Origin of the sequence: Salipiger sp. H15, assembly GCF_040409955.1 — a bacterium.
In the GTDB taxonomy this organism is placed as follows: Bacteria; Pseudomonadota; Alphaproteobacteria; order Rhodobacterales; family Rhodobacteraceae; genus Salipiger.
Genome location: NZ_CP123385.1, coordinates 469776 through 496498 on the forward strand (window position 1 = coordinate 469776; position 26723 = coordinate 496498).

Sequence of the window (26723 nt, forward strand, 5' to 3'; positions counted from 1 at the left end):
TGGCTCAGACCAGCGAGACCGACACCGTGCCGAGCCCCGCGATGGTGCCCGAGACCTGGGTTCCGGCCGGGAAATAGGGCAGGCCGCAGAGCGAGCCGGTGATCACCACCTGCCCCGGCTGCAGCCCGCCGCAATGATCGCCCAGCACCTCGCAGAGCAGCGCGAGGTTGGCCAGCGCCGAGCCGCCCGGCACCGTCGCCGGGCCATCCAGCACCACGTCCTCGCCCGCCACGAGCTTCGCCTCGACCGCGCCGAAATCGCTGCCGTCCCAGTCCGCGAGCGGCGCGCTCGCCACCAGCCCGGCGTTGACCTGCATGTCGGCGAGCTTCAGCAGCGGCATCTCGGCGCTTTCGCCCTCGAGCCGGGTGTCCACCAGCTCGATCACCGGGCGTGGCACGAAATACTCGGCCACCGGCTCCGGCAGGCCGCGGCCCGGCAGGGACTTCAGCAGCTCGAAGCCGATCTCGAGCTCGATGCCGAGTCGGCCGCGCACCGTCGCGGCGCCGCCGTTCTCGACCACGTCGGCCGCCGCGATCGGTGCCACGACCGGCGCGACGATCCCCGCCCCGGCCGCCACCTTGAAGCCCGCCACCGCACCGCGCGCCGCCGTGATCGCCCGCTGCACGGCAAGGGCATCCTCGCGGCTTTCGGGCAGGGCGATGCCGGAGGCCGCGGGCGCGAAGCGCGTGCCGCTCTCATGCGCATGCTGCAACGCGGCGACAAGCGCGGACAGATCGGGGGACAGGGACATGGGAATTCTCCGGGAAGACTGGCTGTTGGGCAGCCGAATGGCAGCCTCGGCCAAAGGTTTAGAGCAAGGAGGACTCGCCGCCAAGCGCGGCCGAATCCGCGCCTTCGCAATCGCCGAAATTGCGGCTCCCCGCACCCCGGCACCGCCCAATCGCTGACCAGCCCCGGCCCCCCTCCCGAGGGCGGGGTTCAACTTTTTGTGTAGGGATCTTCAAACCCGGGCGCGGATCCCATCCTCGCGCCGCGGCAGCGCGCGGCCGGCCGCTTCCGGCCCGGCGGAAATAGCTGCGGGTTTCCGCATGATTTCCCTAGAAACTCCGGAGTTACCCGGTCTATTCCCTGCCCGCGCGGCGAGCGAGTCGCTGCGCCGCACGTTCCGTCACGCAAAGCTGATCGGCAAACATGTGCGACGGAATGACCTATTCGGTTCGCGCCTGCAGCATTTTACGCGCGACCCACCTGTAACGGACGTGCCCGTGCTGAGCGCGCCCGAACTGTTCTCCCGGGCTGGCCTCCCTCCTCCTCCTTACCGGCCCGGAAAGACTTGCGAGGCTGACTTGAGACTATCGTTCAAAATACCGATCCTGCTGGGAGCGGTCGCGAGCCTGTCGGCGTGCCAGTACGACGTGCTTGCGCCGTCGGGCTGGGTTGCCGCCGAGCAGCGTGACCTGCTGGTCATCTCGACCCTGCTCATGCTGATCGTGATCATCCCGGTCATCTTCATGGCCGTGTGGTTCCCGCTGCGCTACCGCGCCGACCGCCCCGACCAGTCCGACTACGCGCCGGAATGGTCGCACTCGACCAAGCTCGAGTACGTGCTCTGGGGCGTGCCGATCGTGATCGTCGCGATCCTCGGCGTCTACACCTACATCTACACGCACCGGCTCGACCCCTACCGCCCGCTCGACGCGGCGGAGATCGGAACCGAGATCGGCGAGCCGATCGAGGTGGACGTGGTCTCGCTCGACTGGAAATGGCTGTTCATCTACCCCGAGCAGGGCATCGCATCGGTCAACGAACTGGCGGTTCCCGCGGGTCGTCCGATCAACCTGCGCCTGACCTCCTCGACCGTGATGACCACCTTCTCGGTCCCGGCGCTCGGCGGCATGATCTACACCATGGCCGGCATGGAGACGAAGCTGCACCTCATCGCCGATGAGGAAGGCACCTTCTTCGGCCAGGCGGCGCATTACTCGGGCCCGGGCTTCTCGGAGATGCACTTCGACACGCTGGCGATGAGCGACGCGGACTTCGACCAGTGGGTCGAGAAGGCCCGCGCCTCGAATAACGAGCTGTCGCGCGAGACCTACCTCGCGCTCGAGGTCCCCTCGATGGCCAACCCGGTGCAGTACTACAGCGGCGTCGATGCGTCGCTCTTCGACCGCATCCGCGGCCTCTGCGTCGACGAAGGCAAGGTCTGCATGGACCAGATGATGATGCAGGACGAGATGGGCGGCGGCGGCCTCGAAGGCATCGCCGACAAGCACAAGTACCAGTACGACGACCAGCGCGCGATCGACGGCTTCGGCAATCCGATCGGCGTGCCCGCGACGCCTTCCGCCCCGGCCCATGGCCACGAGGACGGTGAAACCCTTTCCATGAACACGCATGAGGGAGCAGCGCACAATGGCAACTGAAGCCCATGTCCAAGCCCCCGAGACCTGGTCGCCGATCTTCGGCCGCCTGACCCTCGACTGGATCCCCTACCACGAGCCGATCCTTGTCGGCACCTTCTCGGCGATCGTGCTGGGCGGCATCGCCGCGCTGGTCCTGATGACCTACTTCAAGCTCTGGGGTCCGCTCTGGCGTGACTGGATCACCAGCGTCGACCACAAGAAGATCGGGATCATGTACATGATCCTCGGCTTCATCATGTTCATCCGCGGCTTTGCCGACGCGCTGATGATGCGCGCCCAGCAGGCCATGGCGGCCGGCGGCGCCGAGGGCTACCTGCCCCCGCACCACTACGACCAGGTCTTCACCGCCCACGGCGTGATCATGATCTTCTTCGTGGCGATGGCCTTCATCACCGGCATCATGAACTTCGTCATGCCGACGCAGATCGGCGCCCGCGACGTGGCCTTCCCCTTCCTGAACAACTTCTCGTTCTGGATGACGGTGGCCGGCGCGCTGCTGGTGAACATCTCACTCTTCATCGGCGAGTTCGCCCGTGTCGGCTGGCTGGCCTTCCCACCCCTGTCGGGATCGGCCTTCTCTCACGGGCCGGGCGTCGACTACTACCTCTGGGCGCTGCAGATCGCCGGCGTGGGCACGACGCTTTCCGGCGTGAACCTGCTCGCGACGATCTTCAAGATGCGCGCAAAGGGCATGAAGCTTTTCGACATGCCGGTCTTCACCTGGACCACGCTCTGCACCAACGTGCTGATCGTCGCGGCCTTCCCGGTGCTGACCGCCACGCTGACCATGCTGACGCTCGACCGCTACCTCGGCTTCCACTTCTTCACCAACGATCTCGGCGGCAACGCCATGATGTACGTGAACCTGATCTGGATCTGGGGTCACCCCGAGGTCTACATCCTGATCCTGCCGATCTTCGGGGTGTTCTCGGAAATCGTGCAGACCTTCTCGGGCAAGCCGCTCTTCGGCTACAAGACCATGGTCTGGGCGACCGCCTGCATCATGGTGCTGTCCTTCGTCGTCTGGCTGCACCACTTCTTCACCATGGGCTCCGGCGCCAACGTGAACACCTTCTTCGGCATCACCACGATGATCATCGCGGTGCCCACCGGGGTTAAGGTCTTCAACTGGCTCTTCACCATGTACAAGGGCCGCGTGCGCTTCGAAGTGCCGATGCTCTGGACCACCGGCTTCATCGTCACCTTCGCCATCGGCGGCATGACCGGCGTCCTGCTGGCGGTTCCGCCGGTTGACTTCCAGCTGCACAACACGCTGTTCCTCATCGCCCACTTCCACAACGTCATCATCGGCGGCGTGGTGTTCGGGGTCTACGCGGCCGTCACCTTCTGGTGGCCCAAGGCCTTCGGCTTCAAGCTGGACGACAAGTGGGGGCGCCGCACCTTCTGGTTCTGGTTCGTCGGCTTCTACTTCGCCTTCATGCCGCTCTACGCGCTCGGCCTGATGGGCGTGACGCGCCGCCTGCAGAGCTACATGGACCAGGCCTGGCAGATCTACTTCATCGTCGCCGCCTTCGGCGCGGTGCTGATCGCCTGCGGCATCGCCTGCGGCTTCATCAACTTCGCCGTCTCGATCCTGCGCCGCAAGGAGCTGGCCGTCGGCAACGACCCGTGGAACGCGCGCACCCTCGACTGGGCAACCCAGTCGCCGCCCGCCAACTACAACTTCCCGCAGGACATCGTGGTCTCCGGCCGCGACTACTTCTGGAAGATGAAGCAGGACGGGTTCAAGTGGTCGACCAAGTACCAGGACATCCACATGCCGAACAACACGGCCACCGGCATCATCGTCGCCGCCATGGCCCTCGTCTTCGGCTTCGCGATGATCTGGTACATCTGGTGGCTCGCCGCGATCTCGTTCATCGGCATGATCGCGACGGTGATCGCGCATACCTTCAACTACAATCAGGATCACTGGATCCCGGCGGCAAAGGTCGCTGAAACGGAAGCGAAGGGAGAGGTCGCATGACCATGCTCGACACTCCGCTGACCGGACGCGTGGAGGGGCCCAAGGGCCCCGACCACCACCCCGATCATCACCACGCCAGCCCCACCCCGATCGGGTTCTGGATCTACCTGATGAGCGACTGCGTGATCTTCGCCTCGCTCTTCGCCGCCTATGCCGTGCTCGGCAACAACTTCGCCGGTGGACCCGGCCCGAAGGACCTGTTCGAGCCCGGCTTCGTGGCGATCGAGACGGCGCTGCTGCTGTTCTCGTCGATCACCTTCGGCGTCGCCATGCTGAAGGCCGAGAACCACGACATGGACGCCACCACCCTGTGGCTGGTGATCACCGGCCTGCTCGGCGCGGGCTTCATCGGGATGGAACTCTACGAGTTCAACCACCTGATCCACATCGGCGCGGGCCCTGACCGCTCGGGCTTCCTGTCGGCCTTCTTCCTGCTGGTCGGCACCCACGGTCTGCACGTGACCGCGGGCCTCATCTGGCTCTGCGTGATGATCGCGCAGATCCGCATGAAGGGCATGATCCCGGCGAACATGCAGCGCCTCTCGACGCTCAGCATGTTCTGGCACTTCCTCGATCTGGTGTGGATCGGGGTGTTCTCCTTCGTCTACCTCGTGAGGCTGATCTGATGAGCGCACATTCCGAAGCATCGCACGGCACCATGGGCCAGCTGATGATCGGGTTCGCCCTCGCGGCGATCCTGAGCATCATCCCCTTCGCGCTGGTCATGATGGAAACCGGGCTTGCGCCCTCCACGCTGGTCGCGATCATCATGGGTCTGGGCGCCGTCCAGATCGTGGTGCACCTCGTGTACTTCCTCCACCTCAAGAGCAGCACCGAAGAGGGCTGGACCCTCGCGGCCACCGTTCTTGCGGTGGTGATCGTGGCGATCGTTCTGGCAGGCTCGCTCTGGGTCATGCACAATATGAACGTGAACATGATGCAGATGAGCGAGAGCAACATGGTGAGCGATCCCGAAGCCACGCCCGGCGCCTCCATGCAGGGCATGTCCGGCCACGGCGAGCACGGCGCGGCCGAGCACGGCGAGATGGACCACAGCCAGATGGACCACGGCAAATGAGCAAGGCGGCGGCGCATAAGTCCGGCGTGCAGCGCCGCCGCTGGCCGCTCATCGTGGCGGTCACGCTCTTTGCCCTTGCCGGTCTGGTCGGCTTCACCTCGCTGGCGATCTGGCAGGTGAACCGGCTGCACTGGAAAGTGGCCCTGATCGAGAGGGTCGAGGCGCGCGTCCATGCCGCGCCCGTCCCCGCCCCCGGCCCGGAAGACTGGGCCGGGATCACCGCCGAGAGCGCCGAGTACCGGCATGTCACCCTCGCCGGCACCTTCCTCAATGATGAGGAAGTGCAGATTTACACCCCCGCGGATTTCGGCCCCGGATACTGGGTCCTGACCCCGCTGCGCCGCGACGACGGCACGGTGGTGATGGTCAACCGCGGGCTGGTGCCCGAAACCCTCAAGGATCCCGCCACCCGCAAGGCGCCCGAGGGAGAGCAGACCGTTACCGGCCTGCTGCGCCTCTCGGAGGACCGCGGCTGGCTCTTCTCGCGCGACAACGACCCCGAGGGCGGGCAGTGGTATCGCCGCGACATCGGCTCGATCACCGCGGCCAAGGGGCTCGAGAACGCAGCCCCCTATTTCATCGATCAAGACATGGGAGATGATGCCAAGGCCTGGCCGCGCGGCGGGCAGACCGTGGTCAGCTTCCGCAATGCGCATCTCAGCTACGCGCTGACCTGGGCCGGGCTCGCGCTGATGGTCCTCGCGGCCTGGGGCCTCTTCCTCTGGACGGAATTGCGCCGCGGTCGCTGAGCGCTCAGCGCCGCGCCATCAGCGGCAACAGCACCAGCGGCACCAGCATCAGCAGCAAGGCCACCGCGCCGAACGAGACGCGCAGGCCGAAAAGCTCGGAGAGCCCGCCCATCAGCGGCGGGCCCATGAAGAAGCCCGCGTAGCCCATCACCGTCGCCCGGCTGATCGCCCGCGCCCGCGCCTGCGGCGTCAGCCGCGCGCCGAGCCAGGCATAGGCCATGGGCGCCAGCACCGAGACGCCGAAGCCGAGGATCGCAAAGCCGGTCCAGCCGACGAGCGCGGTCGGCGCCAGCGCCGCGATCACCGCGCCGAGCGCGGCAAGCCCCGCCCCCGCGCCGAGCACGCCCGCGCCGTTGAGCCGCCGGATCAGCCCCTGCCCCGACAGCCGCCCCGCACCCATGGTGAGCCCCAGCAGCGTCGGCGCCAGCGCGCCGCCGACCGCCCCGGCGCCAAGGTTGCGCTCGAGGTGCAGCGCCGACCAGGCCTCGGTCGCCTGCTCGGCCATGAAGCCGATGCAGATCACCACCCCCGCGAGGCTGATGAGCCCCCAGGGCAGCGGCGCGCGGCTGCCGATCCCGGCCTCCTCGTGATGCGGCACGGCCTCGCCGCCGCGGGCGATCAGCGCCGCCACCAGCGTGAGGCAGGTGGCCCCGAGGAAGATCGCCCAGACCGGCAGGCCGCTGCCGCGCGCGATGCCCGCCGCCAGCGCGGCGCAGGCATAGACCAGCGAGTAGCCGCCATGCGCGAGGTTCATCAGCGGCCGCCCCGAGCGCGCCTCGAGCTGCGAGAGCTGCGCGTTCATCGCCACGTCCACCGTGCCCGCGGCGGCGGCGCAGAGCAGCATCGCCGCGGCGAACTGCACGCCCGAACCCGCCAGCCCCGGCAGCAGGAAGCCGAGCCCCAGCAGCGCGGTGAAGAGCGGCATGGCCTTGGCCTTCAGCCGTTCCTCGACCCAGGGCGCCAGCCACATCGCGAGGATCGCGCCGCAGGTCGAGACCAGCATCGCGGTGCCGAAGCCGCCGTCCGAGAGCCCGACCTGGGCCTTGATCTGCGGCACGCAGCCTGCGAAGACGCCCCAGCAGATGCCGATTGCAGCAAAACCCGCGAGCGGGCGGCGGATCAGTCGAAGGTCACTCGGAATGCTCATGGCGCAAGCCGTGACACGGGCCGCGGCGAAGGTCCAGACGCGTCAAATGCGCCCCGGCGCCGGGACTGGCACGATTCAGCCCTTGCCGAAAATGGTGATCCGGTCTATGGGGCTGCGTTCATCGCGGGGTGACAGCCTTGGAGGCACCCTGCCCTAGATACATTGGAGATACAAAATGGCTGGTGAGATTCCTGATCTCGTAGCTCTGGAACGGTCGGGGACGGGCAAGGGCGCCGCTCGGCAAGCTCGTCGTGACGGCATGGTTCCTGGCGTCGTGTTTGGTGGCGAAGCAGAGCCGCTCGCGATCCAGATCCCCTTCAACTCGCTGCTGAAGACCCTGAAGGCCGGGCGCTTCAAGTCGACCCTCTTCAACCTCAAGGTCGATGGCCACGAGGATGTGCGCGTGATCTGCCGTGACGTCCAGCGCGACGTCGTGAAGGACCTGCCGACGCACTTCGACCTGATGCGCCTGCGCCGCACCTCGCGGATCAACCTGTACATCCACGTTGATTTCATCAACGCGGAGCAGGCACCGGGCCTCAAGCGCGGCGGCGTTCTGACCATCGTCCGTCAGGAAGTCGAGCTGAACGTGCTCGCCGGCGACATTCCGGACCACATCACCGTGGACCTGGCTGGCAAGACCATCGGCGACGTCATCCACATCAGCGATGTCGTCCTGCCGGAAGGCGTGAAGCCGACCATCGACCGCAACTTCGTGATCGCGAACATCTCCGCTCCGCGCGGCCTGGTGGGCGGCGACGACGAAGTCGAAGAGGCGGCTGCAGAGGAATAATCCTCTCGCACGTTCCGACGTTTCGAACGGCCCTGCCCCCGGCAGGGCCGTTTTCGTTTGCGGCGGCCCCGCGCCGTCTCAGACCAGTTCGATCACCGACTCGAAGATCTCGAGCTCCGGCCCGCCCCGGTACATCTCGGCCCGGCCCTTCGCGCCCTTGTGGGCGATGCGGAAGGCCTCGCTCTTCGTCCAGCCGATGAAGCTCTCCTCGTCCTCCCAGATCGTGTGCGAGGCATAGAGGACATGGTCCTCGCGCTCGGGACCCTTCAGCAGGGCGAAGCTGCGGAAGCCCGGCACGGTCTTCAGCTGCGTGTCGCGCTGCGCCCAGACCTCCTCGAACTCCGCCGCCTTCTCGGGGATCACCTTGAAGCGGTTCATCGTGAGATACATGGTCTCTCCTTCCTGTCTGTGCTATCGCCGTCCCCGCCCTATCTAGGGCGTGGCAGAAGCAAATCGGAGAGACGCGGTGCAGATTTTCGTGGGTCTGGGCAATCCCGGCGGCAAATACGCGAAGACGCGGCACAACATCGGCTTCATGGCCGTCGATCGGATCGCCGAGGATCACGGCTTCACGCCGTGGCGCGCGCGCTTCCAGGGCGAGGTCGCCGAGGGGCGTCTCGGGTCCGAGAAGGTGCTGCTGCTGAAGCCGCAGACCTTCATGAACCTCTCGGGCCAGTCGGTGGGCGAGGCGATGCGCTTCTTCAAGCTCGAGCCGGGCGACGTGACGGTGTTCCACGACGAGCTCGACCTTGCTCCGGGCAAGTGCCGGGTGAAGACCGGCGGCGGCCACGCCGGGCACAACGGGCTGCGCTCGATCCACCAGCACATCGGCGAGGCCTATCACCGCATCCGCCTCGGCATCGGCCACCCGGGCCGCAAGGAAGCGGTGTCGGGCTACGTGCTGCACGATTTCGCCAAGGCCGAGGAAGACTGGCTCGACGACCTGATGCGCGGCATCTCGGACGGGGCGAAGGCGCTGGCCGAGGGCGACAAGCCGGGCTTCCAGAACGCCGTGGCGCTGCGTGTCGCGCCGCCGCGCTCGTCGAAATCCGCGCAGAAGGGCGAGGCAGGCGCGGAGGCGGCGAAACCCGCCGCGGCCCCCGCCCCCGTCGAGGACACCCGCAGCCCGATGCAGAAACTGGCCGACAAGTTCCGCTGACCCATCCCGGCCTTGCAGCCGCGCGACTTGCCGGAGGGCCGAGCTCTCACTAGGTTGAGGGGAACTGGGGGCATGTTGATGGAGGACGCGATGCAAAAGGATCGGGCGATCAACGTATTGGGCGGCCAGCTCCACCCCTGCTCGGTGCAGCCGCTGACCGGCTACTTCCGCGATGGCCATTGCAACACCTGCGCCGAGGACGCGGGCAGCCACACCGTCTGCGCGGTGATGACGGCCGAGTTCCTCGCCTATTCCAAGTATGTCGGCAATGACCTCTCGACCCCGCGCCCCGGGCTGCGCTTTCCCGGGCTGAAGCCGGGCGACCAGTGGTGCCTCTGCGCGCTGCGCTTCCTGCAGGCCCATGACGAGGGCTGCGCGCCGAAAGTGCAGCTCGAGTCCACCCATGCCCGCGCGCTCGAGGTGGTCTCGCTCGACATCCTCGAAGAGCACAGGTCCGAGTAGGGCGCCTCAGAAGGTCGGCGGCGTGCAGGCCGAGAAGAGCACGCAGGGCTCGGCCCCGACCTGCCGGAAACGGTGCGGCACGCGGCTGTCGAAGTAATAGGCATCGCCGGGCCCGAGGATCTTGCGCTCCTCGCCCACGGTGATCTCGACCCGGCCGGAAATGACGATGCCGCCCTCCTCGCCCTCGTGCCCGTACATCACCCGGCCGGTGTCGGCCCCCGGCGCGTAGGTCTCGCGCAGCAGCATCATCGCCCGGCCGATCAGCGTCGCGCCGACCTGCTTCAGCGAGAGGTTCTTCTTGCCGATCTCGACCAGTTCCTCGGCGGCGTAGAAGATCTGCCGTTCGGGCGCGGGCTCGAAGGCGAAGAACTCCGAGAGGCTGACCGGGATACCGTCGAGGATCTTGCGCAGCGCCCCCACGGAAGGGTTGGTCTTGCCTGACTCGATCAGCGAGATGGTCGAGTTCGGCACCCCAACCTTCTTGGCAAGGCTACGCTGCGACAGGCCCGCGCGCTCGCGAAGCACCCGCAGGCGGTGACCCAGCGCAAGGTCCTCCTGAGTCGTGTTCGATGTGTTCATTATCCGCAAAACCTTGTTCAGCCACCCAGCATCTACAACGAGTTGCAGGCAGCAAGAAACAGACTTTTTCGCAATACTGGAACCTGTAGCCTGCCGGTCAGAGAAACGCACGGGCCGCGACGCGGCCCCCCGGAGGACAGACCATGCTCAAGCAGACCGCCAACGCCGAGATCGAAACCCGCCGCAAGGCCGCGCTGGCCCGCGGCGTCGGCGTGCTCACCGACCATTACGCGGTGAAGGCCGAGAATTCCGAGATCTGGGACGCCGACGGCACCCGTCTCATCGACTTCGCCGCGGGCATCGCCGTGGTCAACACCGGCCACCGCCACCCCAAGGTCATGGCCGCCGTCGCCGAGCAGCTGAACGCCTTCACCCACACCTGCCATCAGGTCGTGCCCTACGAGAACTACGTGCGCCTTGCCGAGCGCCTGAACGAACGCGCGCCGGGTGACTTCGCCAAGAAGTCGATGTTCGTCACCACCGGCGCCGAGGCGGTCGAGAACGCTGTGAAGATTGCCCGCGCCCACACCGGCCGTCAGGCCATCGTCGCCTTCAGCGGCGCCTTCCACGGCCGCACCTTCATGGGCATGACGCTGACCGGCAAGGTCGCGCCCTACAAGACCGGCTTCGGCCCGATGATGAACGACGTCTTCCACGTGCCCTTCCCGAACGAGCTTCACGGCGTCAGCGTCGAGGACAGCTTCAAGGCGCTCGACACGCTGTTCAAGGCCGATGTCGACCCGGCCCGCGTCGCCGCGATCATCTTCGAGCCGGTGCAGGGCGAAGGCGGCTTCAACCCCGCACCGAAGGAGTTCGTCGAGCGGATCCGCAAGCTCTGCGACGACAAGGGCATCGTGATGATCGCCGACGAGGTGCAGACCGGCTTCGCCCGCACCGGCACGCTCTTCGCCATGGAAGCCTATGGCGTCGCCGCTGACCTCACCACCATGGCCAAGGGCCTTGGCGGCGGTCTTCCGATCTCGGGCGTGGTCGGCCGCGCCGAGATCATGGACGCGGCGGCCCCCGGCGGCCTCGGCGGCACCTACGGCGGCAACCCGCTCGGCATCGCCGCGGCCAATGCCGTGCTCGACGTGATCGACGAGGAGAAGCTCTGCGAACGCGCCAACACCCTCGGCACCAGGCTGAAGGCCCGTCTCGAAGCGCTGCGCGCCGATGTCCCCGAGCTGGCCGAAGTGCGCGGCCCGGGCTTCATGGTCGCCGCCGAGTTCATCGGCGCGGACGGCACCCCGCTGCCCGAGCTCGCCAATGCCATCCGTCTCGAGGCGCTGAACCGCGGCCTGCTGCTGCTGACCTGCGGCGTCTATGGCAACGTCATCCGCTTCCTCGCGCCGATCACCATCCCCGACGCGATCTTCGACGAGGCCATGGGCATCCTCGAAGCCGCCGCCAAGACCGCGAAAGGGCTCTGAGATGAAAGACCTGAACACCGCATCGCTTCCGCTCAAGGACGCGACCCTGCTCGAGACCCGCGCCTACGTGAACGGCACCTGGGTCGAGGGCGAGAAGACCTTCCCGGTGGAGAACCCCTCCACCGGCGAGATCATCGCGCATGTGGCCGATCTTTCGGCCGCTGACGTCACCGCGGCGATCGACGCGGCCTATGCCGCGAAAAAGGCCTGGGCGGCGAAGTCGGGCAAGGAGCGCAGCGCCGTTCTGCGCAAGCTCTTCGACCTCATGGTCGAGAACGCCGACGACCTCGCCACGATCCTCACCGCCGAGATGGGCAAGCCCTGGGCGGAAGCGCGCGGCGAAATCCTCTATGGCGCCTCCTACGTCGAGTGGTTCGCCGAGGAAGCCAAGCGCGTCTACGGCGACATGATCCCCGGCGCGCAGTCGAGCACCCGCATGGTCATCGTCAAGCAGCCGGTGGGCGTCGTCGGCGCGATCACCCCGTGGAACTTCCCCAATGCCATGCTGGCGCGCAAGATGGCGCCGGCGCTGGCGGTGGGCTGCACCATGGTGGCGCGCCCCTCCGAGTTCACCCCGCTCTCGGCGCTGTCGCTGGCGGTGCTGGCCGAGCGCGCGGGCGTGCCCGCGGGTGTCTTCAACGTGCTGCCGGGTCTCGACGCGGCGGGCATGGGCATGGAGATGTGTGCCAGCCCGAAGGTCGCCAAGCTGACCTTCACCGGCTCCACCCGCGTCGGCAAGCTGCTGATGAAGCAGGGCGCCGACACGGTGAAGAAGCTCTCGCTGGAGCTGGGCGGCAACGCGCCCTTCATCGTCTTCGACGATGCCGATCTCGACGCGGCGGTCGAGGGCGTGATGCTGGCGAAGTTCCGTAACAACGGCCAGACCTGCGTCTGCGCCAACCGCATCTACGTGCAGGCGGGCGTCTATGACGCCTTCGCCGAGAAGCTGGGTGCGGCGATGGGCAAGCTGACGCTGGGCGACGGTTTCGCCGAGGGCGTCAACACCGGCCCGCTGATCAACACCGCGGCGCTGGCCAAGGTCGAGGATCACATCGCCGACGCCGTGGCCAAGGGCGCGACCGTGGTGAAGGGCGGCGCCCGCTCCGAACTCGGCCGCACCTTCTACGAGCCGACGCTGCTGACCGGCGTGACGCAGGCGATGAAACTCGCCCGCGAAGAGACCTTCGGCCCGCTCGCCCCGCTGGTGCGCTTCGAGAGCGAGGACGAGGCCATCGACTGGGCGAATGACAGCGAGTTCGGCCTCGCCGGCTACTTCTACACCCGCGACATCGCCCGCGCCTGGCGCGTCGGCGAGGCGCTGGAGACCGGCATGGTCGGCATCAACACCGGCGTCATCTCGACCGAGCTCGCTCCCTTCGGCGGCGTCAAGCAGTCGGGCATGGGCCGCGAGGGGTCCAAGTACGGCTGCGACGACTACCTCGAGATCAAGAACCTCTGCTTCGGCGGTCTGAGCTGAGGCCAGCCAGCAGAAACGACAAAGGGGGCCGAAAGGCCCCCTTTCTTCATTTCGGGAAACTCCGAAGCAGCGACCCCGGCCGGATGGCCCGGTCTCAGCCGCGTTTCACGCCCGGCAGGGCGCAGAGCATCTCGAAGAGGTAGTTCGCGGCGATGACCGCGGTGTTGCCCGCCGGATCGTAGGGCGGCGAGACTTCCACGAGATCGCAGCCGACGAGGTTCAGACCGGCGCAGCCGCGGATGATCTCGAGGCCCTGGATGGTGGTCAGACCGCCGACCTCGACGGTGCCGGTGCCGGGCGCGAAGGCCGGATCGAGGCTGTCGATGTCGTAGCTGAGATAGACAGGCGCATCGCCGATCTTGGCGCGGATCTCGGTCATCAGCGGCGCCAGCGACTTGTGCCAGCACTCCTCGGCGGGGATCACCGTCCAGCCCTTCTCGCGGCCCCAGTCGAAGTCCTCGGGCGCGTAGCCCGAGCCGCGCAGTCCGATCTGGAACACCTTGTCGTTGAGCAGCAGCCCGTCCTCGTAGGCGCGCCGGAAGGGGCAGCCATGGGCGACGGTCTCGCCGAACATCTCCTCGTTGGTGTCGGAATGCGCGTCGACGTGGATCAGCGCCACCGGCCCGTGCTTGGCGGCAATGGCGCGCAGCACCGGCCAGGTCAGCGTGTGGTCGCCGCCGAGCGTCAGCGGGATCACGTCATGGGCGAGGATGCCCTTGTAGTGCTCGGTGATGATGTCGACCGACTTCTTCAGATCGTAGAGGTTGATCGGCACGTCACCGATGTCGGCCACCTGCAGGCTGTCGAAGGGCGCGGCGCGGGTCGCCATGTTGTAGGGGCGGATCATCCGGCTCTCGTCGCGAATCTGGCGCGGGCCGAGGCGGGTGCCCGGACGGTTCGAGGTGCCGATATCCATCGGGATCCCGACGAAGCAGGCGTCGAGCCCTTCGGCGGTGGGCTGCGTCGGCAGCCGCATCATCGTTCCCGGGCCGCCGGTGCGCGGCATGACGTTGCCACCAAGTGGTTGATTGAGTTCTGACATTCGAGCCTCGAAATTCCTATCGCCGCCAGTCTTCCGCGCTTGCTCGCTTCGAGGAAATAAGGAATTTCCGAAAATCATTTCGGCAAAGGCCGAAGTGACGATCAAGATTTCCACAAATGACATTCCGGCGGGGAACATCGCGGGTCCTGAAATCGCCATTCCTCTACGTAAAATCGCGCCGCATCATCATAACATTATGTTTTTAAGTTATTTCTGCAGAACCCCTTCAAAACCGGCCGCCGCGCGGGAGTTTCTTCGGCATATCCCGAAGTGAATTCCGTTCTTTCGTGATGTTTCGTGAAGCGTCGTTGAAGTCTTCTGCCGTGAACTCTTCGAAAACGCGACAACAGGGACTGCGACATGATCAGAACTTCCTCGCTCACGCGCCGAACTCTCCTCAAGACCGCCGGCGCCATGCCGCTCGCGCTGGCCGCGCCCTCCGTGCTGCGCGCCGCGGGCGATCCGCTGAAGGTCGGCGTCTACGGCGGCTATTTCCAGGACAGCTTCGACAGCTTCGTCTACCCCGAGTTCACCAAGGCCACCGGCATCGAGATCGAGAGCATCGCGGTCCCCACCGGCGAGGCCTGGCTGATCCAGCTGCAGCAGGCCGCCCGCGCCAAGCGCGCCCCGGCGGACGTGTCGATGATGGCCACCGTCAGCATCATGCGCGGCATGCGCACCGGCCTCTGGGCAACGCTCGACGAGGCGGCGATGCCGAACGTGTCGAACATCCTGCCGACGCTGCAGAACCGCTACGAGAACGGCGGGCTCGCCGCGGTCGGCGCGGTCTCCTGGTACATCACCGTCGCGACCAACACCGACACCTTCCCCGAGCCGATCGGCAGCTGGGCCGAGCTCTGGGATCCGAAGTACCAGGACAGCCTCGGGCTGCTGGCGCTGGTGTCGAACTCCTACCTGCTCGAGATCACCGCGAAGACCTTCTTCGGCGGCACCGAGTACCTGTCGAGCGACGAGAGCATCCTCGAGGTGCTGGCCAAGGTCGCCGAGCTGAAGCCGAACACGCGCCTGTGGTACCGTGACGAGGCGCAGTTCGAGCAGGCGCTGAAGTCGGGCGAGATCCCGATCGGCCAGTACTACCACGACGTCACCGGCCTTGCTGCCGCCGACGGCTTCCCGGTGCGCTCGAACTTCCCCAAGGAAGGCGGCCTGCGCGAGTCCGGGAACTGGGCCGTGGCGGGCGTGTCGGACAAGATCGACCAGGCGCAGGTCTTCATCGACTACATGTCGCAGCCCTCGGTGCAGGCGATGCTGGCGCGGAACCTCGGCACCGCGCCGAACGTCGCGCGCGAAAGCATGGACCTGACCGACGAGGAATTCGCCGCCGTGTCCTCCGAGATCGAGCCGGTGGTCCCGCGCTACGACCTGCATTTCGAGCGCACCGACTGGCTCAACCAGATCTGGGCCGAGATGCTCCAGGCCTGATCGCCTCACCAAATTTCAACCAAACAGGAGACGGCCGGATGCCTGGGCACCCGGCCGCAGGGAAGACGCACGCATGTCAGGTCTCATCGTCGAAAACGTCGACAAGTTTTACGGAAACGTCCAGGCCCTCAGTGACATCTCGCTCACCGTGGACAATGGCCAGTTCGTCTGTCTTCTGGGGCCTTCGGGCTGCGGCAAGACCAGCCTTCTGCGCATCGTCGCGGGGCTCGAGGACCCGAGCGCCGGGCGGATCGTTCTGGACGGCGCGGACATCACCGCGAAACCCGCGCACAAGCGCGATTTCGGCATGGTGTTCCAGTCGCTTGCGCTCTTCCCGCACCTGACCGTGGGCGACAACATCGCCTACCCGCTCGCCATCCGCGGCGTGCCCAAGGACAAGCGCCGCGCCGAGGTCGAGCGCCTGCTCGAGCTCGTGCACCTTCCCGGCAAGGCCGACCGCGCGATCACCCAGCTGTCGGGCGGCCAGCGCCAGCGCGTCGCCATCGCCCGCGCGCTGATCATGCAGCCCAAGCTCTTCCTGCTCGACGAGCCGATGTCGGCGCTCGACGCCAAGCTGCGCGAGTCGATGCAGGTCGAGGTGAAGCGGCTGCAGCGCAGCCTTGGCGTGACCTCGCTGCTGGTCACCCATGACCAGCGCGAGGCGATGACCACCGCCGACCTCGTGGTGGTCATGTCCGAAGGTCGCATCCAGCAGGTCGCGCCGCCGATCGAGATCTACCGCAACCCCGCCAACGCCTTCATCGCCGATTTCATCGGCATCACCAACCTGATCCAGGGCCGCATCGAGGGTGGCCGGTTCGAGGGTCCGGGCGGCGCGCTGGTGCTGCCGGGCGCCAAGGCGGGCAATGCCACCCTGTCGATCCGCCCCGAGGACATCACCCTTGCGCCGCAGCAGGGCGAGAGCACGCTGAGCGGCAAGGTGACCTTCGTGCGCCATCTCGGCGCCACGACCGAGATCAGCGTCGACACCGGCAACGCGGACGAGAAGGACCTGACGGTCAGCCTGCCCGGCCGCACACCCTGCCCGCTCGGGGTCGGCGACACCGCCTATCTCGCGGTCGATCCCGCGGCCGTCGTCGTCCTGGGCTGAGCCATGATCCAGTCCCGTCCACGCACCCCGCTGGGCTACCTGCCCATCCTGCTGCCGGCCTTCGCGCTTTTCGCCTTCTACGTCGTGCCCTTCGGCTCGATGGTCGGCATGTCCTTCTTCCACAACCTCGGCGGCGGCGCCTACGAGGAGGTGTTCACGCTCGAGAACTACGCGCGGCTCTTCTCGCCCTTCTTCCTGAGCGTGCTGGCCACCTCCTTCGAGGTCGCCTTCCTCGTCGCGCTCTTTGCCATCGTCGTCGGCTTCCCCTTCACCTACCTGCTGGTGAACGCGCGCCGCGGCACGCAGGTGTTCTGGCTGATCGTCATGCTCTCGGTGCTGTCGCTGTCGGAGGCGATCATCGGCTTTGCCTGGTCGACGCTGCTGTCGCGCACCGCCGGGATCGGCGTGCTCTTCGAGGCGCTCGGCCTCACCGAGAAGGCGCAGAGCTACGCGCCCTCGCTCGGCGCGGTGCTGGCCGGTGTGACCTACATCGCCATGCCCTACGCCGTGCTGCTGCTCTACCCGATCCTGAGCCGCATCGAGCCCGACATCGAGCAGGCCTCGCGCACGCTCGGTGCCTCGCCGCTGCGCGCCTTCTTCAACGTGATCGTGCCGATGCACCGCACCCCCATCGTGGTCAGCTTCGTGATGATCTTCGTCTTCACGCTGGGCTCGTACCTCTTGCCGCAGATCCTCGGACGGCCGACCAACTGGACGCTCTCGGTGGTGATCTCGGACCAGGCGCTCCTGCAGTCCAACATGCCCTTCGCCGCGGCGCTGTCGATCTTCCTGATGACCGTGACGATCCTGCTGGTGCTGCTCGTCACCCTGATGAACCGGAAAGGCGCCAAGGCATGAAACCCGGCAAGATCCTCTCCACCCTCTTCTTCTGGATCGTCGGCATCGCGATGATCGCCCCCTTCGTGGTGATCGCCGGGGTCTCGGTCAACGAGCGCAAGTCGCTGACCTTCCCGCCCGAGGGGTTCAACCTCGGCTGGTACGCGGACCTGTTCCTCGACGCCGAATGGCGCGCGCCGCTGATGAACTCGCTGACCATCGCGCTGCTCGCCTCGGTCGTGGCTGTGCTGGTCGCCTTCCCCATCGCCTGGTTCAACTGGCGCTACCGCACCGGCTTCGGCAAGCTGGTGGCCGGGCTCGGGGCCATGCCGTTCCTGCTGCCTCCCGTCATCACCGCCATGGGCTTCCTGACCTTCTTCGTCATCCTCGGCCGCTACGGCGAGTTCTGGACGGTGGTCGTCGCCCACGCGGTGTTCCTCGTCACCCTGCCGCTGGTCTCGCTGTCGCTCGGCTTCGAGGACATCGACACCAGCCTCGTGGAAGCCTCGCGCTCGATGGGAGCGTCCGAGACCACGGTGCTGCGCACCGTCGTGCTGCCGATGATCCGCCCCTACGTGATCTCGGGCTTCTGCTTCGTCTTCGTGATCTCGCTCAACGAATACATCATCGCTGTGATGACAGTGGGTGCCGTCTTCGAAACCCTGCCGATGAAGATCTTCAACGCCCTGCGCTACGGCTACACGCCGGTCATGGCCGCCGCCTCGGTGGTGTTCGTGGCCGCCACCGTGCTGATCTTCTCCCTCGTCGCGGCCTTCAGCGACCTGCCGAAACTGCTTGGAGCCAGAAGCAAATGACCCTGACCCAAAAGGCACTCGCCCACGCCACGCTCTACCCGCTGTGGCTCGACAACCCCGCCGCGCCGGAAACCTGCCCGCATCTCGTGGGCGCGCGCGAGGCCGACCTGCTGATCGTCGGCGGCGGCTTCACCGGGCTCTGGGCGGCGATCATCGCCAAGCAGCGCGACCCGCAGCGTGAGGTGGTCATCATCGAGGCCGGCAAGGTGGCGCACGGCGCCTCGGGCCGTCCCGGCGGCATCGTCTCGACCTCGGTCATGCACGGGCTGGTCAACGCCGAGCGCGTCTTCCCGAAGGACATCGAGCTGCTGGAAAAGCTCGGCATCGACAACCTCGACAGCTGGCGCGAGACGATCGAGGCCTTCGGCATCGACGCCGATCTCGAGTGGGGCGGCGAGATGACCGTCGCCGTGCGCGGCGAGGATCTCGAGGAGCTGCGCCGCGAGTACGAGCTGCACATGGGCCACGGCCACGACGTGGCCTGGCTCGACAAGACGCAGGTCCAGTCGGAAGTCGCCTCGCCGCTCTTCCAGGCCGGCATCTGGTCGAAGGAGCGCACCGGCACCGTGCAGCCCGCGAAGCTCGCCTGGGGCCTCAAGGCGGCCGCGCTCAAGCTCGGCGTGACGATCCACGAGCACACGCCGATGGAAGAGGTCGAGGACCTCGGCTCCAAGCTGCGCATCCGCACCCATGACGGGGTGATCACCGCGCCCAAGGTGCTCTTTGCCACCAACGCCTGGTGCGCCGGTCACAAGAAGATCAAGAACTACGTCGTCGCCATGCGCGACCGGGTGATCGCCACCGAGCCGCTCAGCGACGAGCAGCTCGCGCGCATCGGCTGGACCCACCGGCAGGGCATCTACGACACCCGCACCCAGCTCAACTACATGCGCCTCACGAAGGACAACCGCATCGTCTACGGCGGGCGCATCGGCTACTACTACGGCGACAAGACCGACCCCGACGGCGACCGGCAGATCGCGGTCTACGACCGGCTCGCGGGCTATTTCTTCAAGACCTTCCCGCAGCTCGAGGACGTGAAGTTCTCGCACGCCTGGTCCGGTCCGATCGACCTGACCACCCGGCTCGCGGTGCACTTCCAGCCCTACTACGGCGGCAAGGGCGTCTACGCGGGCGGTTACTCAGGCTTCGGCGTAACCGCCTCGCGCTTCGGCGCGCGGCTGGGGATCGAGATGCTGGATGACACCGGCGTGCCCGAGCTGGAGCTCGGCCTTGCCAACTCGCTGCCGCGCCCGATCCCGCGCGAGCCGTTCCGTTGGCCGGGCGCCGCGATCACCATGCGCGCGCTCGACGAGGTGGACGACAAGGGCGGCTGGCGCCGCGCCTGGGTGAAGATGGTGCATGCGATGGGGTTCCCGCTGTGAGCGTTGCAGAGATGATCGAGACCCGCACGGGCGCCGTGTTCCTCAATGGCAGCTTCAACGCCGGCAAGGGCGCGCTGCGCGACGCGGTGAACCCGGCGACGGGCGAGGTCTTCGCCCGCTTCGCCACCGCCACGCCGGGCGACGTGACCGCTGCCGCCGAAAGCGCCGAGCGCGCCTTCGGCACGTGGCGCCGCCTGCCGGTTGCCGAGCGCGCGCGCTTCCTGCGCGGCTTTGCGGGTGGGCTCGATGCGCGCCGCGACGCGCTGATCGAGCTGCAGATGCGCAACAACGGCAAGCCGCGCTTCGAGGCCGAGATCGACCTCGGCGATGCCGCCGCCTGCTTCCGCTACTATGCGGATCTCGTCGAGGGCGGCGCGCTGGACCGGGGCCGCGTGGTGCTGCCTGATGACGGCTTCACCGGGCGGCAGGTGCTGGAACCCTACGGCCCCGCCGCGCTGATCGTGCCGTGGAACTTCCCGTTGGTCACCACCGCGTGGAAGCTCGCCCCGGCGCTGGCGGCGGGCTGCACCGCACTCCTGAAACCCTCGGAGTTCACCACGCTCGCCGAACTCGTCTACGGCGAGATCGCGCAGCAGATCGGCCTGCCCGAGGGCGTGCTGTCGATCCTGCCCGGCGAGGGCGCGATCGGCGCCGCGATGCTGGACGCGCCGCAGATCCGCAAGGTCTCCTTTACCGGCTCCAACGCCACCGGCGCGCGCATCATGGGCGCGGCGGCGAAGCGCCTGCTACCGGTCTCGCTGGAACTCGGCGGCAAGTCTCCCATCGTCGTCCTTTCGGATGCCGACATCGACGCGGCGGCCGAACTGGTCTGCGGCGGGGTCTTCTTCAACGCCGGGCAAATCTGCTCGGCGACCTCGCGGCTGATCGTCGACGAGGCCATCGCCGACGATCTCATCGCCGCCCTGCGCGCGCGCATCCGCAAGATGGCCGTCGGCGATCCGCGCGGCGAGATCGACATGGGCCCGCTCACCACCATGGCGCAGCGCGACAAGGTGCTGGGCTACCTGCTCACCGCACGCTCCGAGGGGCTCGACTGCCTCTGCGGCGGCACCGGCGCGGTCGGCCCCGGCTTCTTCATCGAACCCACCGTCTACCTCGACGTGCCCGAGACCAGCGCGCTCTGGCGCGAGGAGATCTTCGGCCCGGTCCTCTCCGTCCGCCGCGTCAAGGGCGACGAGGCCGCCATCGCGCTCGCCAATGCCTCCGACTACGGGCTGGCGGCGACGGTGGTGGGCAGCGATCCCGACCGTGCGAACGCCGTCGCCGACCGCATCGACGCGGGCCACGTCTGGGTCAACACGATGCAGATCATCTTCCCCGAGACCTCCTGGGGCGGCTTCAAGGCCAGCGGCATCGGCCGCGAGCTCGGCTTCGGCGGGCTGCAGGGCTACGCCGCGCTCAAGCACATCACCACCCCGGCGTAAGCCGGACCTTCCAAGGACAGACCAATGAGCAAACTCACCCGCCTTGCCCCCGAGGGCAGCAACGGCCTCGAAGCCTGCGCCGTCGTTCCTGCAGAGTCGCTGCTGCCCGGCTCCGCCCAGCCCGTCGAACGCGGCGCGATCGAGCTGTCGGACGGCGAGACCACCGGCGGCATCTGGGAAGCCACGCCCTATGCCGAGCGCTTCGACAACTACCCGTTCCACGAGATGGCGCATGTCGTCTCGGGCCGCGTGACCATCACCCCCGAAGGCGGCGCGGCGCAGAGCTTCGGCCCGGGCGAGACCTACCTGATGGAGAAGGGCTTCACCGGCACCTTCGAAGTCACCGAGACGCTGCGCAAGTTCTACTTCATCGCGGCCTGACCGGGCGCGAAAGACCGGAGGAGACCCGACATGACCCCGAGTGCCGACACGATCCTGTTCAACGCCGCCCTGCTCACCATGGATCCCGCGCGCCCCGGCGCGACGGCCCTGGCGATCGAGGGCGGGAAGATCGTGGCGCTCGGGGAAGATGCCGAGGTCCTGGCCCTTCGGGGCCCCTCCACCCGCGTCATCGACGCCAAGGGGCGCACGGTGATGCCCGGCCTCAACGAGAGCCACATCCACCTCTTCGTCGGCGCGGTGGAGCTCTCGCAGCTCTCGCTCTTCGAGCGGTCAGGCTTCGAGACCATCAAGGGCCTGATCCGCGCCTATGCCGCCGGGAACCCCGGCCTGCCCATCGTGCTTTGCGGCAGCGCCGACTATACCATCCTCGGGGGTGGTCGCAGCCTCGACCGGCACGTGCTGGACGAGATCCTGCCGGACCGACCGCTGGCGCTGATGTCGCCGGACCACCACACCGTCTGGGCCAACACCGCCGCGCTCGACAAGGCCGGGCTGCTGCACGGGCGCCCGCTGGCGCCGGGCAACGAGGTGGTGATGGGCGCGGACGGGCTGGCCACCGGCGAGCTGCAGGAGGCCGAGGCCTTCGCGCCGATCTACGACCTCACGCCAAGCGGCGGGCGCGACCGGCTCGGGATGATCTCCGGCCTCGATCCCGCGACCCCGCCCTCGCCCGGGGAGCGTGCCGCCGACAAGGAGGTGCTCGAGCGCGGGCTGCGGCACCTTGCCTCCTTCGGCATCACCAGCTTCCAGAACATGGACGGCAACCGCTACACGCTGGAGCTTCTGGCCGAGCTCGAGCAGGAGGGCCGTCTGCTCTGCCGCGGCCGCGTGCCCGCGCGCTACGTCTCGGGCAGCGTCGGGGACGCGCTGGACCGCGCCGAAGAGATGCGCGACGCCTTCGCCACCCCCATGCTGACCTCCGGCGCGGTGAAGTTCTTCATCGACGGCGTGCTCGACAGCTACACCGCGGTGATGAGCGCCCCCTACGAGGGCCGCCCCGACTGGTCCGGCGAGCCGCGTTTCGAGCCCGAGTCCTTCAAATCCGTCTGCACCGAGGCCGACGCCCGCGGCCTGCAGATCGCCGTGCATTCGATCGGCGACCGGGCAACGCAGATCGTGCTCGATGCCTTTGCCGCGGCCCGCGCGCAGAACGGCGCGCGCGACAGCCGCCATCGCATCGAGCACCTCGAAGTGGTGCGCGAGGAGGATTTCGCCCGGCTGAGGGATCTCGGCGTCACCGCCTCGATGCAGCCGCCGCACCCCCCGGGGCAATGCGGGTTGCCCTTCGAGCCGACGATCACCCGCATCGGCCGCGCCAACTGGCCGCGCGCCTATGCCTGGCGGCGGATGCGCGACGAGGGCATCCCGCTGATCCTCTCGTCCGACTGGCCGGTCTCATCGGTCGATCCCTGGGCCTCGATCCAGTCCGCGATGACCCGGCAGCCCTGGTGCGACAGCCAACCCGACAACCGCCAGACGCTGGACGAGGCGCTGATGGCCTATACCACGACCGCCGCCTATGCCGAGTTCGCCGAAGGCACCAAGGGCATGCTGCGCGAGGGCTTCCTCGGTGACGTCGTGCTGCTCGACCGCGACCTTTCGGCGACCGCGCCCGGGGACATGGCGGGCGTGCGCGCGCTGCTGACCATCTGCGGCGGCAGGGTCACCCACGAAGACGCGGCGCTCTGACGTGCCCGGCGGGCCAGAGACTGCCGGCCCTTCACCCCTTGGACTTTCCGCGCGAACCCGTCAAAATCGCCCGACCCAGTCCAAGGCCGGATCCATGGTGAAACGCGAGACCCCGAATGCCGCGCTCGGGCGGCGCGTCAACTTCTCCGTCGAGAGCATCGACATCCGGCTGATCCGGATCTTCATGACCGTGGTCGAGGCCGGCGGCATGACCGCGGCGCAGGGCGAGCTCAACCTCGCGCTCTCGACCGTCTCCGAGAAGATCTCCTCTCTGGAAAAGCGCTTCGGCGTGCGGCTCTGCCGCCGCGGCCGCACCGGCTTTGCCCTGACCGACGCGGGCGAACAGTTCTACCAGGAATGCGAGCGGCTCGTCTCGGCGCTCGACCAGTTCGGCCAGCGCACCATGGCCCTGGGCTCGCGCATGCCGCGCAGTTTCACGCTCGGGCTGGTCGACAACATGGTCACCTACCCGAAGAACGGCGTCTCGGGCGCCATCGCCGATTTCGCCGACCGCGCCCCCGAGGTGCACCTGAAGCTGGTCACGCTGAACCCGTCGGAGCTCTTGAGCGAGGTGCTCGCGCGCCGCGTCGACATGGTGGTGGGCAGTTTCCCGAAGGTGGCGCTGGGGCTCGACTACATCGACCTCTTCGACGAGCAGCAGAACTTCTACTGCGCCGAGGGGCACCCGCTCTTCACCGTGCCCGACGCCGAGATCGCCATCGAGACGGTGCGCGACCACCGGATCATCTCGCGCGGCTACTGGGGATCGCGCGACACCCGCATCTTCGCGATCACCGCGCCGCATGCCACGGTGGTCGACATGGAGGCCGAGGCGCACCTGATCCTGTCGGGGCGCTACCTCGGCTACCTGCCCGACCACATGGCCGACGCGCTGGCGCGGACCGTGCCGCTGCGGGTGATCCGGCCCGATCTCTTTTCCTACAAGGCGCGCTTCCAGATCGCGCTGCGGCCGAACTGGGAACGCCACCCGGCGACGAAGCTGATGGTCGAAAGCCTGCGCGCCCGGCTTGGCTGACGCGCAGGGGAGCTTCAGGCTTCGCTGATCTCGATGGTCACCAGCGCGTCGCCCTGCGGCGCGAGCGCGTCGGTATCGGGCGCCTCGGCGAGCCGGGCGAGGTCGTGGCGCAGGAGGCCGATCTGCGGCAGATCATCAAGCGCGAAGACGAGGCAGGTCAGGCCCGCCCCGCTGCCCCGCCGCGGCGCGCCGCGGTAGACCTCGGCCCGGTAGGGCGCGCGGACCATGACGTTGAGGTCGAGCAGTTCCGGCCCCAGCAGGTCGCAGTCGCAGGCCACCTCGCCGCTGAAGCCGAAGGGCGCGTCCGCCTCCCCCAGCACCCGCGCGCTCCCGTCCGGGAAGCTGAGCCGCATCGGCCCGCCCTCGATGACGGTCAGGCTGCGCTGCACGCCCGGAAAGCTCGAGAACGGCCCGGACTGCGCGACCTTGGCGGTGCTGATGCGCCAGCCGAAGGCATCGAAGCCCGCGCCCTCGGGAACGCAGAGGATCTCCGCCGTCTCGCCGCCACCGTTCTTCCAGGGCGCGAAGCAGCGCTCCGCCCCCCGGTGAATTTCCGAAAAATTGGTCACCCCAGGATCCCCGGCAGGTTGAGTTGATGCTCGCGGGCGCAGTCGATTGCGATCTCGTAGCCCGCGTCCGCGTGGCGCATAACGCCTGTCGCCGGGTCATTCCAGAGCACGCGGGCGAGGCGCTTGTCCGCCGCCTCCGACCCGTCGCAGCAGATCACCATGCCCGAGTGCTGCGAGAAGCCCATGCCGACGCCGCCGCCGTGGTGCAGCGACACCCAGGTCGCGCCCGAGGCGGTGTTGAGCAGCGCGTTCAGCAGCGGCCAGTCCGAGACCGCGTCCGAGCCGTCCTTCATGGCTTCCGTCTCGCGGTTCGGCGAGGCCACCGAGCCGCTGTCGAGGTGGTCGCGGCCGATCACGATCGGTGCCTTCAGCTCGCCGTTCCGCACCATCTCGTTGAACGCGAGGCCGAGCTTGTGGCGCAGCCCGAGCCCGACCCAGCAGATCCGCGCCGGCAGGCCCTGGAAGGCGATGCGCTCGCGCGCCATGTCGAGCCAGTTGTGCAGGTGCGGGTCATCGACCAGCTCCTTCACCTTGGCGTCGGTCTTGTAGATGTCCTCGGGGTCACCCGAGAGCGCCGCCCAGCGGAACGGGCCGACGCCGCGGCAGAACAGCGGGCGGATGTAGGCCGGCACGAAACCGGGGAAGGCGAAGGCGTCCTCGAGCCCCTCCTCCAGCGCCATCTGGCGGATGTTGTTGCCGTAATCCAGCGTCGGCACGCCGGCGTTCCAGAACTCCACCATCGCCGCGACGTGGTCGCGCATGGACGCTTTCGCGGCCTTGGTCACCCCCTTCGGGTCGCTCTCCTGCCTGGCGCGCCATTCGGCGACGCTCCAGCCCTTCGGCAGGTAGCCGTGCACCGGGTCATGCGCCGAGGTCTGGTCGGTGACGATGTCCGGCCGGCCGTTCGGCAGCGGCTCGCCCGCCTTCATCCGGCGCACCAGCTCGGGGAAGACGTCGGCGGCGTTGGCGATCAGCGCGACGGATTTCGCCTCGCCCGCCTTGGTCCAGCGGTCGATCATCGCCAGCGCCTCGTCGAGCGAATGGGTCTTCTCGTCGCAGTAGCGGGTGCGGATGCGGAAGTCGGCGCGGGTCTCGTCGCATTCGACGGCAAGGCAGCAGGCCCCGGCCATGACCGCCGCCAGCGGCTGCGCGCCACCCATGCCGCCAAGGCCCCCGGTGAGGATCCACTTGCCCTTGAGGTCGCCCGCGTAGTGCTGGCGGCCGGCCTCGACGAAGGTCTCGTAGGTGCCCTGCACGATGCCCTGGGCGCCGATGTAGATCCAGGACCCGGCGGTCATCTGGCCGTACATGGCGAGGCCCTTTTTATCCAGCTCGTTGAAATGGTCCCAGTTCGCCCAGTGCGGCACGAGGTTCGAGTTGGCGATCAGCACGCGCGGCGCGTCGGGATGGGTGCGGAAGACACCGACCGGCTTGCCGGACTGCACCAGCAGCGTCTCGTCCTCCTCGAGCTTCTTCAGCGCGTCGACGATGCGGTCGAAGTCCTGCCAGGTGCGGGCGGCGCGGCCGATGCCGCCGTAGACCACCAGCTCGTGCGGGTTCTCGGCGACGTCCGGGTGCAGGTTGTTCATCAGCATCCGCATCGGCGCCTCGGTCAGCCAGGACTTGGCGGTGATCTCGGTGCCGGTCGCGGGGTAGACGTCGCGCTGGTTGTGGCGGGGGTTGGTCATCTCGGGGTCTCCT

General features: G+C 67.7%; 26 protein-coding genes. 19 read left to right on the forward strand and 7 right to left on the reverse strand.

Features of this window, described 5'->3' with window-relative positions; all coding sequences use genetic code 11:
* Nucleotides 1-4 precede the first annotated feature (4 nt).
* Complete coding sequence (locus PVT71_RS16475) at nt 5-751, reverse strand: hydratase (RefSeq protein ID WP_353475151.1); 747 nt, start codon at nt 749-751, stop codon at nt 5-7.
* Nucleotides 752-1307: 556 nt separating this feature from the next.
* Here PVT71_RS16475 and cyoA point away from each other — a divergent pair.
* Genes cyoA through PVT71_RS16500 form a run of 5 tightly spaced genes read left to right on the forward strand, consistent with a single transcriptional unit; the run spans nt 1308 to nt 6201 of the window.
* Complete coding sequence (gene cyoA / locus PVT71_RS16480; protein ID WP_353475152.1) at nt 1308-2387, forward strand: ubiquinol oxidase subunit II; 1080 nt, start codon at nt 1308-1310, stop codon at nt 2385-2387.
* On the forward strand, nt 2377-4374 hold the full coding sequence (gene cyoB, locus PVT71_RS16485) for a cytochrome o ubiquinol oxidase subunit I (RefSeq protein WP_353475153.1): 1998 nt from the start codon (nt 2377-2379) through the stop codon (nt 4372-4374). The genes cyoA and cyoB overlap by 11 nt, the downstream gene beginning before the upstream one ends.
* A 2-nt stretch (nt 4375-4376) precedes the next feature.
* Entirely contained in the window at nt 4377-5000 is a 624-nt protein-coding gene (gene cyoC, locus PVT71_RS16490) for a cytochrome o ubiquinol oxidase subunit III (RefSeq protein WP_353475555.1), read from the forward strand.
* Entirely contained in the window at nt 5000-5452 is a 453-nt protein-coding gene (gene cyoD / locus PVT71_RS16495) for a cytochrome o ubiquinol oxidase subunit IV (RefSeq protein WP_353475154.1), read from the forward strand. The genes cyoC and cyoD overlap by 1 nt, the downstream gene beginning before the upstream one ends.
* Entirely contained in the window at nt 5449-6201 is a 753-nt protein-coding gene (locus PVT71_RS16500; RefSeq protein WP_353475155.1) for an SURF1 family protein, read from the forward strand. Before cyoD ends, PVT71_RS16500 begins: the two co-directional genes overlap by 4 nt.
* Nucleotides 6202-6205: 4 nt before the next feature.
* Here the strand turns inward: PVT71_RS16500 and PVT71_RS16505 are convergent, their stop codons facing one another.
* Nucleotides 6206-7348: an MFS transporter gene (locus PVT71_RS16505; RefSeq protein ID WP_353475156.1), complete on the reverse strand. Its 1143-nt coding sequence runs from the start codon at nt 7346-7348 to the stop codon at nt 6206-6208.
* 175 nt (nt 7349-7523) lie between these two features.
* On the opposite strand from PVT71_RS16505, the gene PVT71_RS16510 reads away from it, so the two are divergent.
* The gene (locus PVT71_RS16510) at nt 7524-8141 is read left to right on the forward strand and encodes a 50S ribosomal protein L25/general stress protein Ctc (protein ID WP_353475157.1); all 618 of its coding nucleotides are present in this window, start codon (nt 7524-7526) and stop codon (nt 8139-8141) included.
* 78 nt (nt 8142-8219) lie between these two features.
* Here the strand turns inward: PVT71_RS16510 and PVT71_RS16515 are convergent, their stop codons facing one another.
* Nucleotides 8220-8531, reverse strand: coding sequence for an antibiotic biosynthesis monooxygenase (locus tag PVT71_RS16515; protein ID WP_353475158.1), 312 nt, complete (start codon nt 8529-8531; stop codon nt 8220-8222).
* A gap of 76 nt (nt 8532-8607) precedes the next feature.
* Between PVT71_RS16515 and pth the strand changes: the two genes are divergently transcribed.
* The gene (gene pth, locus PVT71_RS16520) at nt 8608-9300 is read left to right on the forward strand and encodes an aminoacyl-tRNA hydrolase (RefSeq protein WP_353475159.1); all 693 of its coding nucleotides are present in this window, start codon (nt 8608-8610) and stop codon (nt 9298-9300) included.
* A gap of 90 nt (nt 9301-9390) precedes the next feature.
* Entirely contained in the window at nt 9391-9762 is a 372-nt protein-coding gene (locus PVT71_RS16525) for a DUF2237 domain-containing protein (RefSeq protein WP_353475160.1), read from the forward strand.
* A 6-nt stretch (nt 9763-9768) separates the two neighbouring features.
* On the opposite strand, the gene PVT71_RS16530 is transcribed toward PVT71_RS16525, so the two are convergent.
* The gene (locus PVT71_RS16530; protein WP_353475161.1) at nt 9769-10341 is read right to left on the reverse strand and encodes a cupin domain-containing protein; all 573 of its coding nucleotides are present in this window, start codon (nt 10339-10341) and stop codon (nt 9769-9771) included.
* A gap of 143 nt (nt 10342-10484) precedes the next feature.
* Between PVT71_RS16530 and PVT71_RS16535 the strand changes: the two genes are divergently transcribed.
* Nucleotides 10485-11771: a 4-aminobutyrate--2-oxoglutarate transaminase gene (locus PVT71_RS16535; RefSeq protein WP_353475162.1), complete on the forward strand. Its 1287-nt coding sequence runs from the start codon at nt 10485-10487 to the stop codon at nt 11769-11771.
* A 1-nt stretch (nt 11772) separates the two neighbouring features.
* The gene (locus tag PVT71_RS16540) at nt 11773-13248 is read left to right on the forward strand and encodes an NAD-dependent succinate-semialdehyde dehydrogenase (protein ID WP_353475163.1); all 1476 of its coding nucleotides are present in this window, start codon (nt 11773-11775) and stop codon (nt 13246-13248) included.
* A 94-nt stretch (nt 13249-13342) separates the two neighbouring features.
* On the opposite strand, the gene speB is transcribed toward PVT71_RS16540, so the two are convergent.
* A complete protein-coding gene (speB, locus tag PVT71_RS16545; protein ID WP_353475164.1) occupies nt 13343-14290 on the reverse strand; it encodes an agmatinase in 948 nt (315 codons plus the stop codon).
* 360 nt (nt 14291-14650) lie between these two features.
* Here speB and PVT71_RS16550 point away from each other — a divergent pair, with 360 nt between their 5' ends.
* The 9 genes from PVT71_RS16550 (at nt 14651) to PVT71_RS16590 (ending at nt 24453) form a co-directional block, all read left to right on the forward strand.
* A complete protein-coding gene (locus tag PVT71_RS16550) occupies nt 14651-15733 on the forward strand; it encodes an extracellular solute-binding protein (protein WP_353475165.1) in 1083 nt (360 codons plus the stop codon).
* A gap of 73 nt (nt 15734-15806) precedes the next feature.
* A complete protein-coding gene (locus PVT71_RS16555) occupies nt 15807-16844 on the forward strand; it encodes an ABC transporter ATP-binding protein (RefSeq protein ID WP_353475166.1) in 1038 nt (345 codons plus the stop codon).
* 3 nt (nt 16845-16847) lie between these two features.
* Nucleotides 16848-17702 carry an ABC transporter permease gene (locus PVT71_RS16560; RefSeq protein WP_353475167.1) on the forward strand — a complete coding sequence of 285 codons (855 nt, stop codon included), beginning with the start codon at nt 16848-16850 and terminating at the stop codon, nt 17700-17702.
* Nucleotides 17699-18496 carry an ABC transporter permease gene (locus tag PVT71_RS16565; RefSeq protein ID WP_353475168.1) on the forward strand — a complete coding sequence of 266 codons (798 nt, stop codon included), beginning with the start codon at nt 17699-17701 and terminating at the stop codon, nt 18494-18496. Before PVT71_RS16560 ends, PVT71_RS16565 begins: the two co-directional genes overlap by 4 nt.
* Nucleotides 18493-19881, forward strand: a complete 1389-nt coding sequence (locus tag PVT71_RS16570; protein ID WP_353475169.1) for an FAD-dependent oxidoreductase — start codon at nt 18493-18495, stop codon at nt 19879-19881. The genes PVT71_RS16565 and PVT71_RS16570 overlap by 4 nt, the downstream gene beginning before the upstream one ends.
* On the forward strand, nt 19878-21326 hold the full coding sequence (locus PVT71_RS16575; RefSeq protein ID WP_353475170.1) for an aldehyde dehydrogenase family protein: 1449 nt from the start codon (nt 19878-19880) through the stop codon (nt 21324-21326). Before PVT71_RS16570 ends, PVT71_RS16575 begins: the two co-directional genes overlap by 4 nt.
* Nucleotides 21327-21350: 24 nt before the next feature.
* Complete coding sequence (locus PVT71_RS16580; protein WP_353475171.1) at nt 21351-21707, forward strand: cupin domain-containing protein; 357 nt, start codon at nt 21351-21353, stop codon at nt 21705-21707.
* A gap of 30 nt (nt 21708-21737) precedes the next feature.
* Entirely contained in the window at nt 21738-23417 is a 1680-nt protein-coding gene (locus PVT71_RS16585; protein ID WP_353475172.1) for an amidohydrolase, read from the forward strand.
* 94 nt (nt 23418-23511) lie between these two features.
* Nucleotides 23512-24453 (forward strand): LysR family transcriptional regulator, encoded by a 942-nt coding sequence (locus PVT71_RS16590; RefSeq protein WP_353475173.1) that lies wholly within the window; start codon nt 23512-23514, stop codon nt 24451-24453.
* 14 nt (nt 24454-24467) lie between these two features.
* Here the strand turns inward: PVT71_RS16590 and PVT71_RS16595 are convergent, their stop codons facing one another.
* Nucleotides 24468-25022 (reverse strand): HutD family protein, encoded by a 555-nt coding sequence (locus PVT71_RS16595; RefSeq protein WP_353475174.1) that lies wholly within the window; start codon nt 25020-25022, stop codon nt 24468-24470.
* Nucleotides 25019-26710, reverse strand: a complete 1692-nt coding sequence (gene hutU / locus PVT71_RS16600) for a urocanate hydratase (RefSeq protein ID WP_353475175.1) — start codon at nt 26708-26710, stop codon at nt 25019-25021. The genes PVT71_RS16595 and hutU overlap by 4 nt, the downstream gene beginning before the upstream one ends.
* Nucleotides 26711-26723 lie beyond the last annotated feature (13 nt).

Coding starts and splice junctions, on each gene's coding strand:
- PVT71_RS16475 (WP_353475151.1), bottom strand. CDS start 751: ATGTCCCTGTCCCCCGATCTGTCCGCGCTTGTCGCCGCGTTGCAGCAT.
- cyoB (WP_353475153.1), top strand. CDS start 2,377: ATGGCAACTGAAGCCCATGTCCAAGCCCCCGAGACCTGGTCGCCGATC.
- cyoC (WP_353475555.1), top strand. CDS start 4,377: ATGCTCGACACTCCGCTGACCGGACGCGTGGAGGGGCCCAAGGGCCCC.
- cyoD (WP_353475154.1), top strand. CDS start 5,000: ATGAGCGCACATTCCGAAGCATCGCACGGCACCATGGGCCAGCTGATG.
- PVT71_RS16500 (WP_353475155.1), top strand. CDS start 5,449: ATGAGCAAGGCGGCGGCGCATAAGTCCGGCGTGCAGCGCCGCCGCTGG.
- PVT71_RS16505 (WP_353475156.1), bottom strand. CDS start 7,348: ATGAGCATTCCGAGTGACCTTCGACTGATCCGCCGCCCGCTCGCGGGT.
- PVT71_RS16510 (WP_353475157.1), top strand. CDS start 7,524: ATGGCTGGTGAGATTCCTGATCTCGTAGCTCTGGAACGGTCGGGGACG.
- PVT71_RS16515 (WP_353475158.1), bottom strand. CDS start 8,531: ATGTATCTCACGATGAACCGCTTCAAGGTGATCCCCGAGAAGGCGGCG.
- PVT71_RS16525 (WP_353475160.1), top strand. CDS start 9,391: ATGCAAAAGGATCGGGCGATCAACGTATTGGGCGGCCAGCTCCACCCC.
- PVT71_RS16530 (WP_353475161.1), bottom strand. CDS start 10,341: ATGAACACATCGAACACGACTCAGGAGGACCTTGCGCTGGGTCACCGC.
- PVT71_RS16535 (WP_353475162.1), top strand. CDS start 10,485: ATGCTCAAGCAGACCGCCAACGCCGAGATCGAAACCCGCCGCAAGGCC.
- PVT71_RS16540 (WP_353475163.1), top strand. CDS start 11,773: ATGAAAGACCTGAACACCGCATCGCTTCCGCTCAAGGACGCGACCCTG.
- speB (WP_353475164.1), bottom strand. CDS start 14,290: ATGTCAGAACTCAATCAACCACTTGGTGGCAACGTCATGCCGCGCACC.
- PVT71_RS16550 (WP_353475165.1), top strand. CDS start 14,651: ATGATCAGAACTTCCTCGCTCACGCGCCGAACTCTCCTCAAGACCGCC.
- PVT71_RS16555 (WP_353475166.1), top strand. CDS start 15,807: ATGTCAGGTCTCATCGTCGAAAACGTCGACAAGTTTTACGGAAACGTC.
- PVT71_RS16560 (WP_353475167.1), top strand. CDS start 16,848: ATGATCCAGTCCCGTCCACGCACCCCGCTGGGCTACCTGCCCATCCTG.
- PVT71_RS16565 (WP_353475168.1), top strand. CDS start 17,699: ATGAAACCCGGCAAGATCCTCTCCACCCTCTTCTTCTGGATCGTCGGC.
- PVT71_RS16570 (WP_353475169.1), top strand. CDS start 18,493: ATGACCCTGACCCAAAAGGCACTCGCCCACGCCACGCTCTACCCGCTG.
- PVT71_RS16580 (WP_353475171.1), top strand. CDS start 21,351: ATGAGCAAACTCACCCGCCTTGCCCCCGAGGGCAGCAACGGCCTCGAA.
- PVT71_RS16585 (WP_353475172.1), top strand. CDS start 21,738: ATGACCCCGAGTGCCGACACGATCCTGTTCAACGCCGCCCTGCTCACC.
- PVT71_RS16590 (WP_353475173.1), top strand. CDS start 23,512: ATGGTGAAACGCGAGACCCCGAATGCCGCGCTCGGGCGGCGCGTCAAC.
- hutU (WP_353475175.1), bottom strand. CDS start 26,710: ATGACCAACCCCCGCCACAACCAGCGCGACGTCTACCCCGCGACCGGC.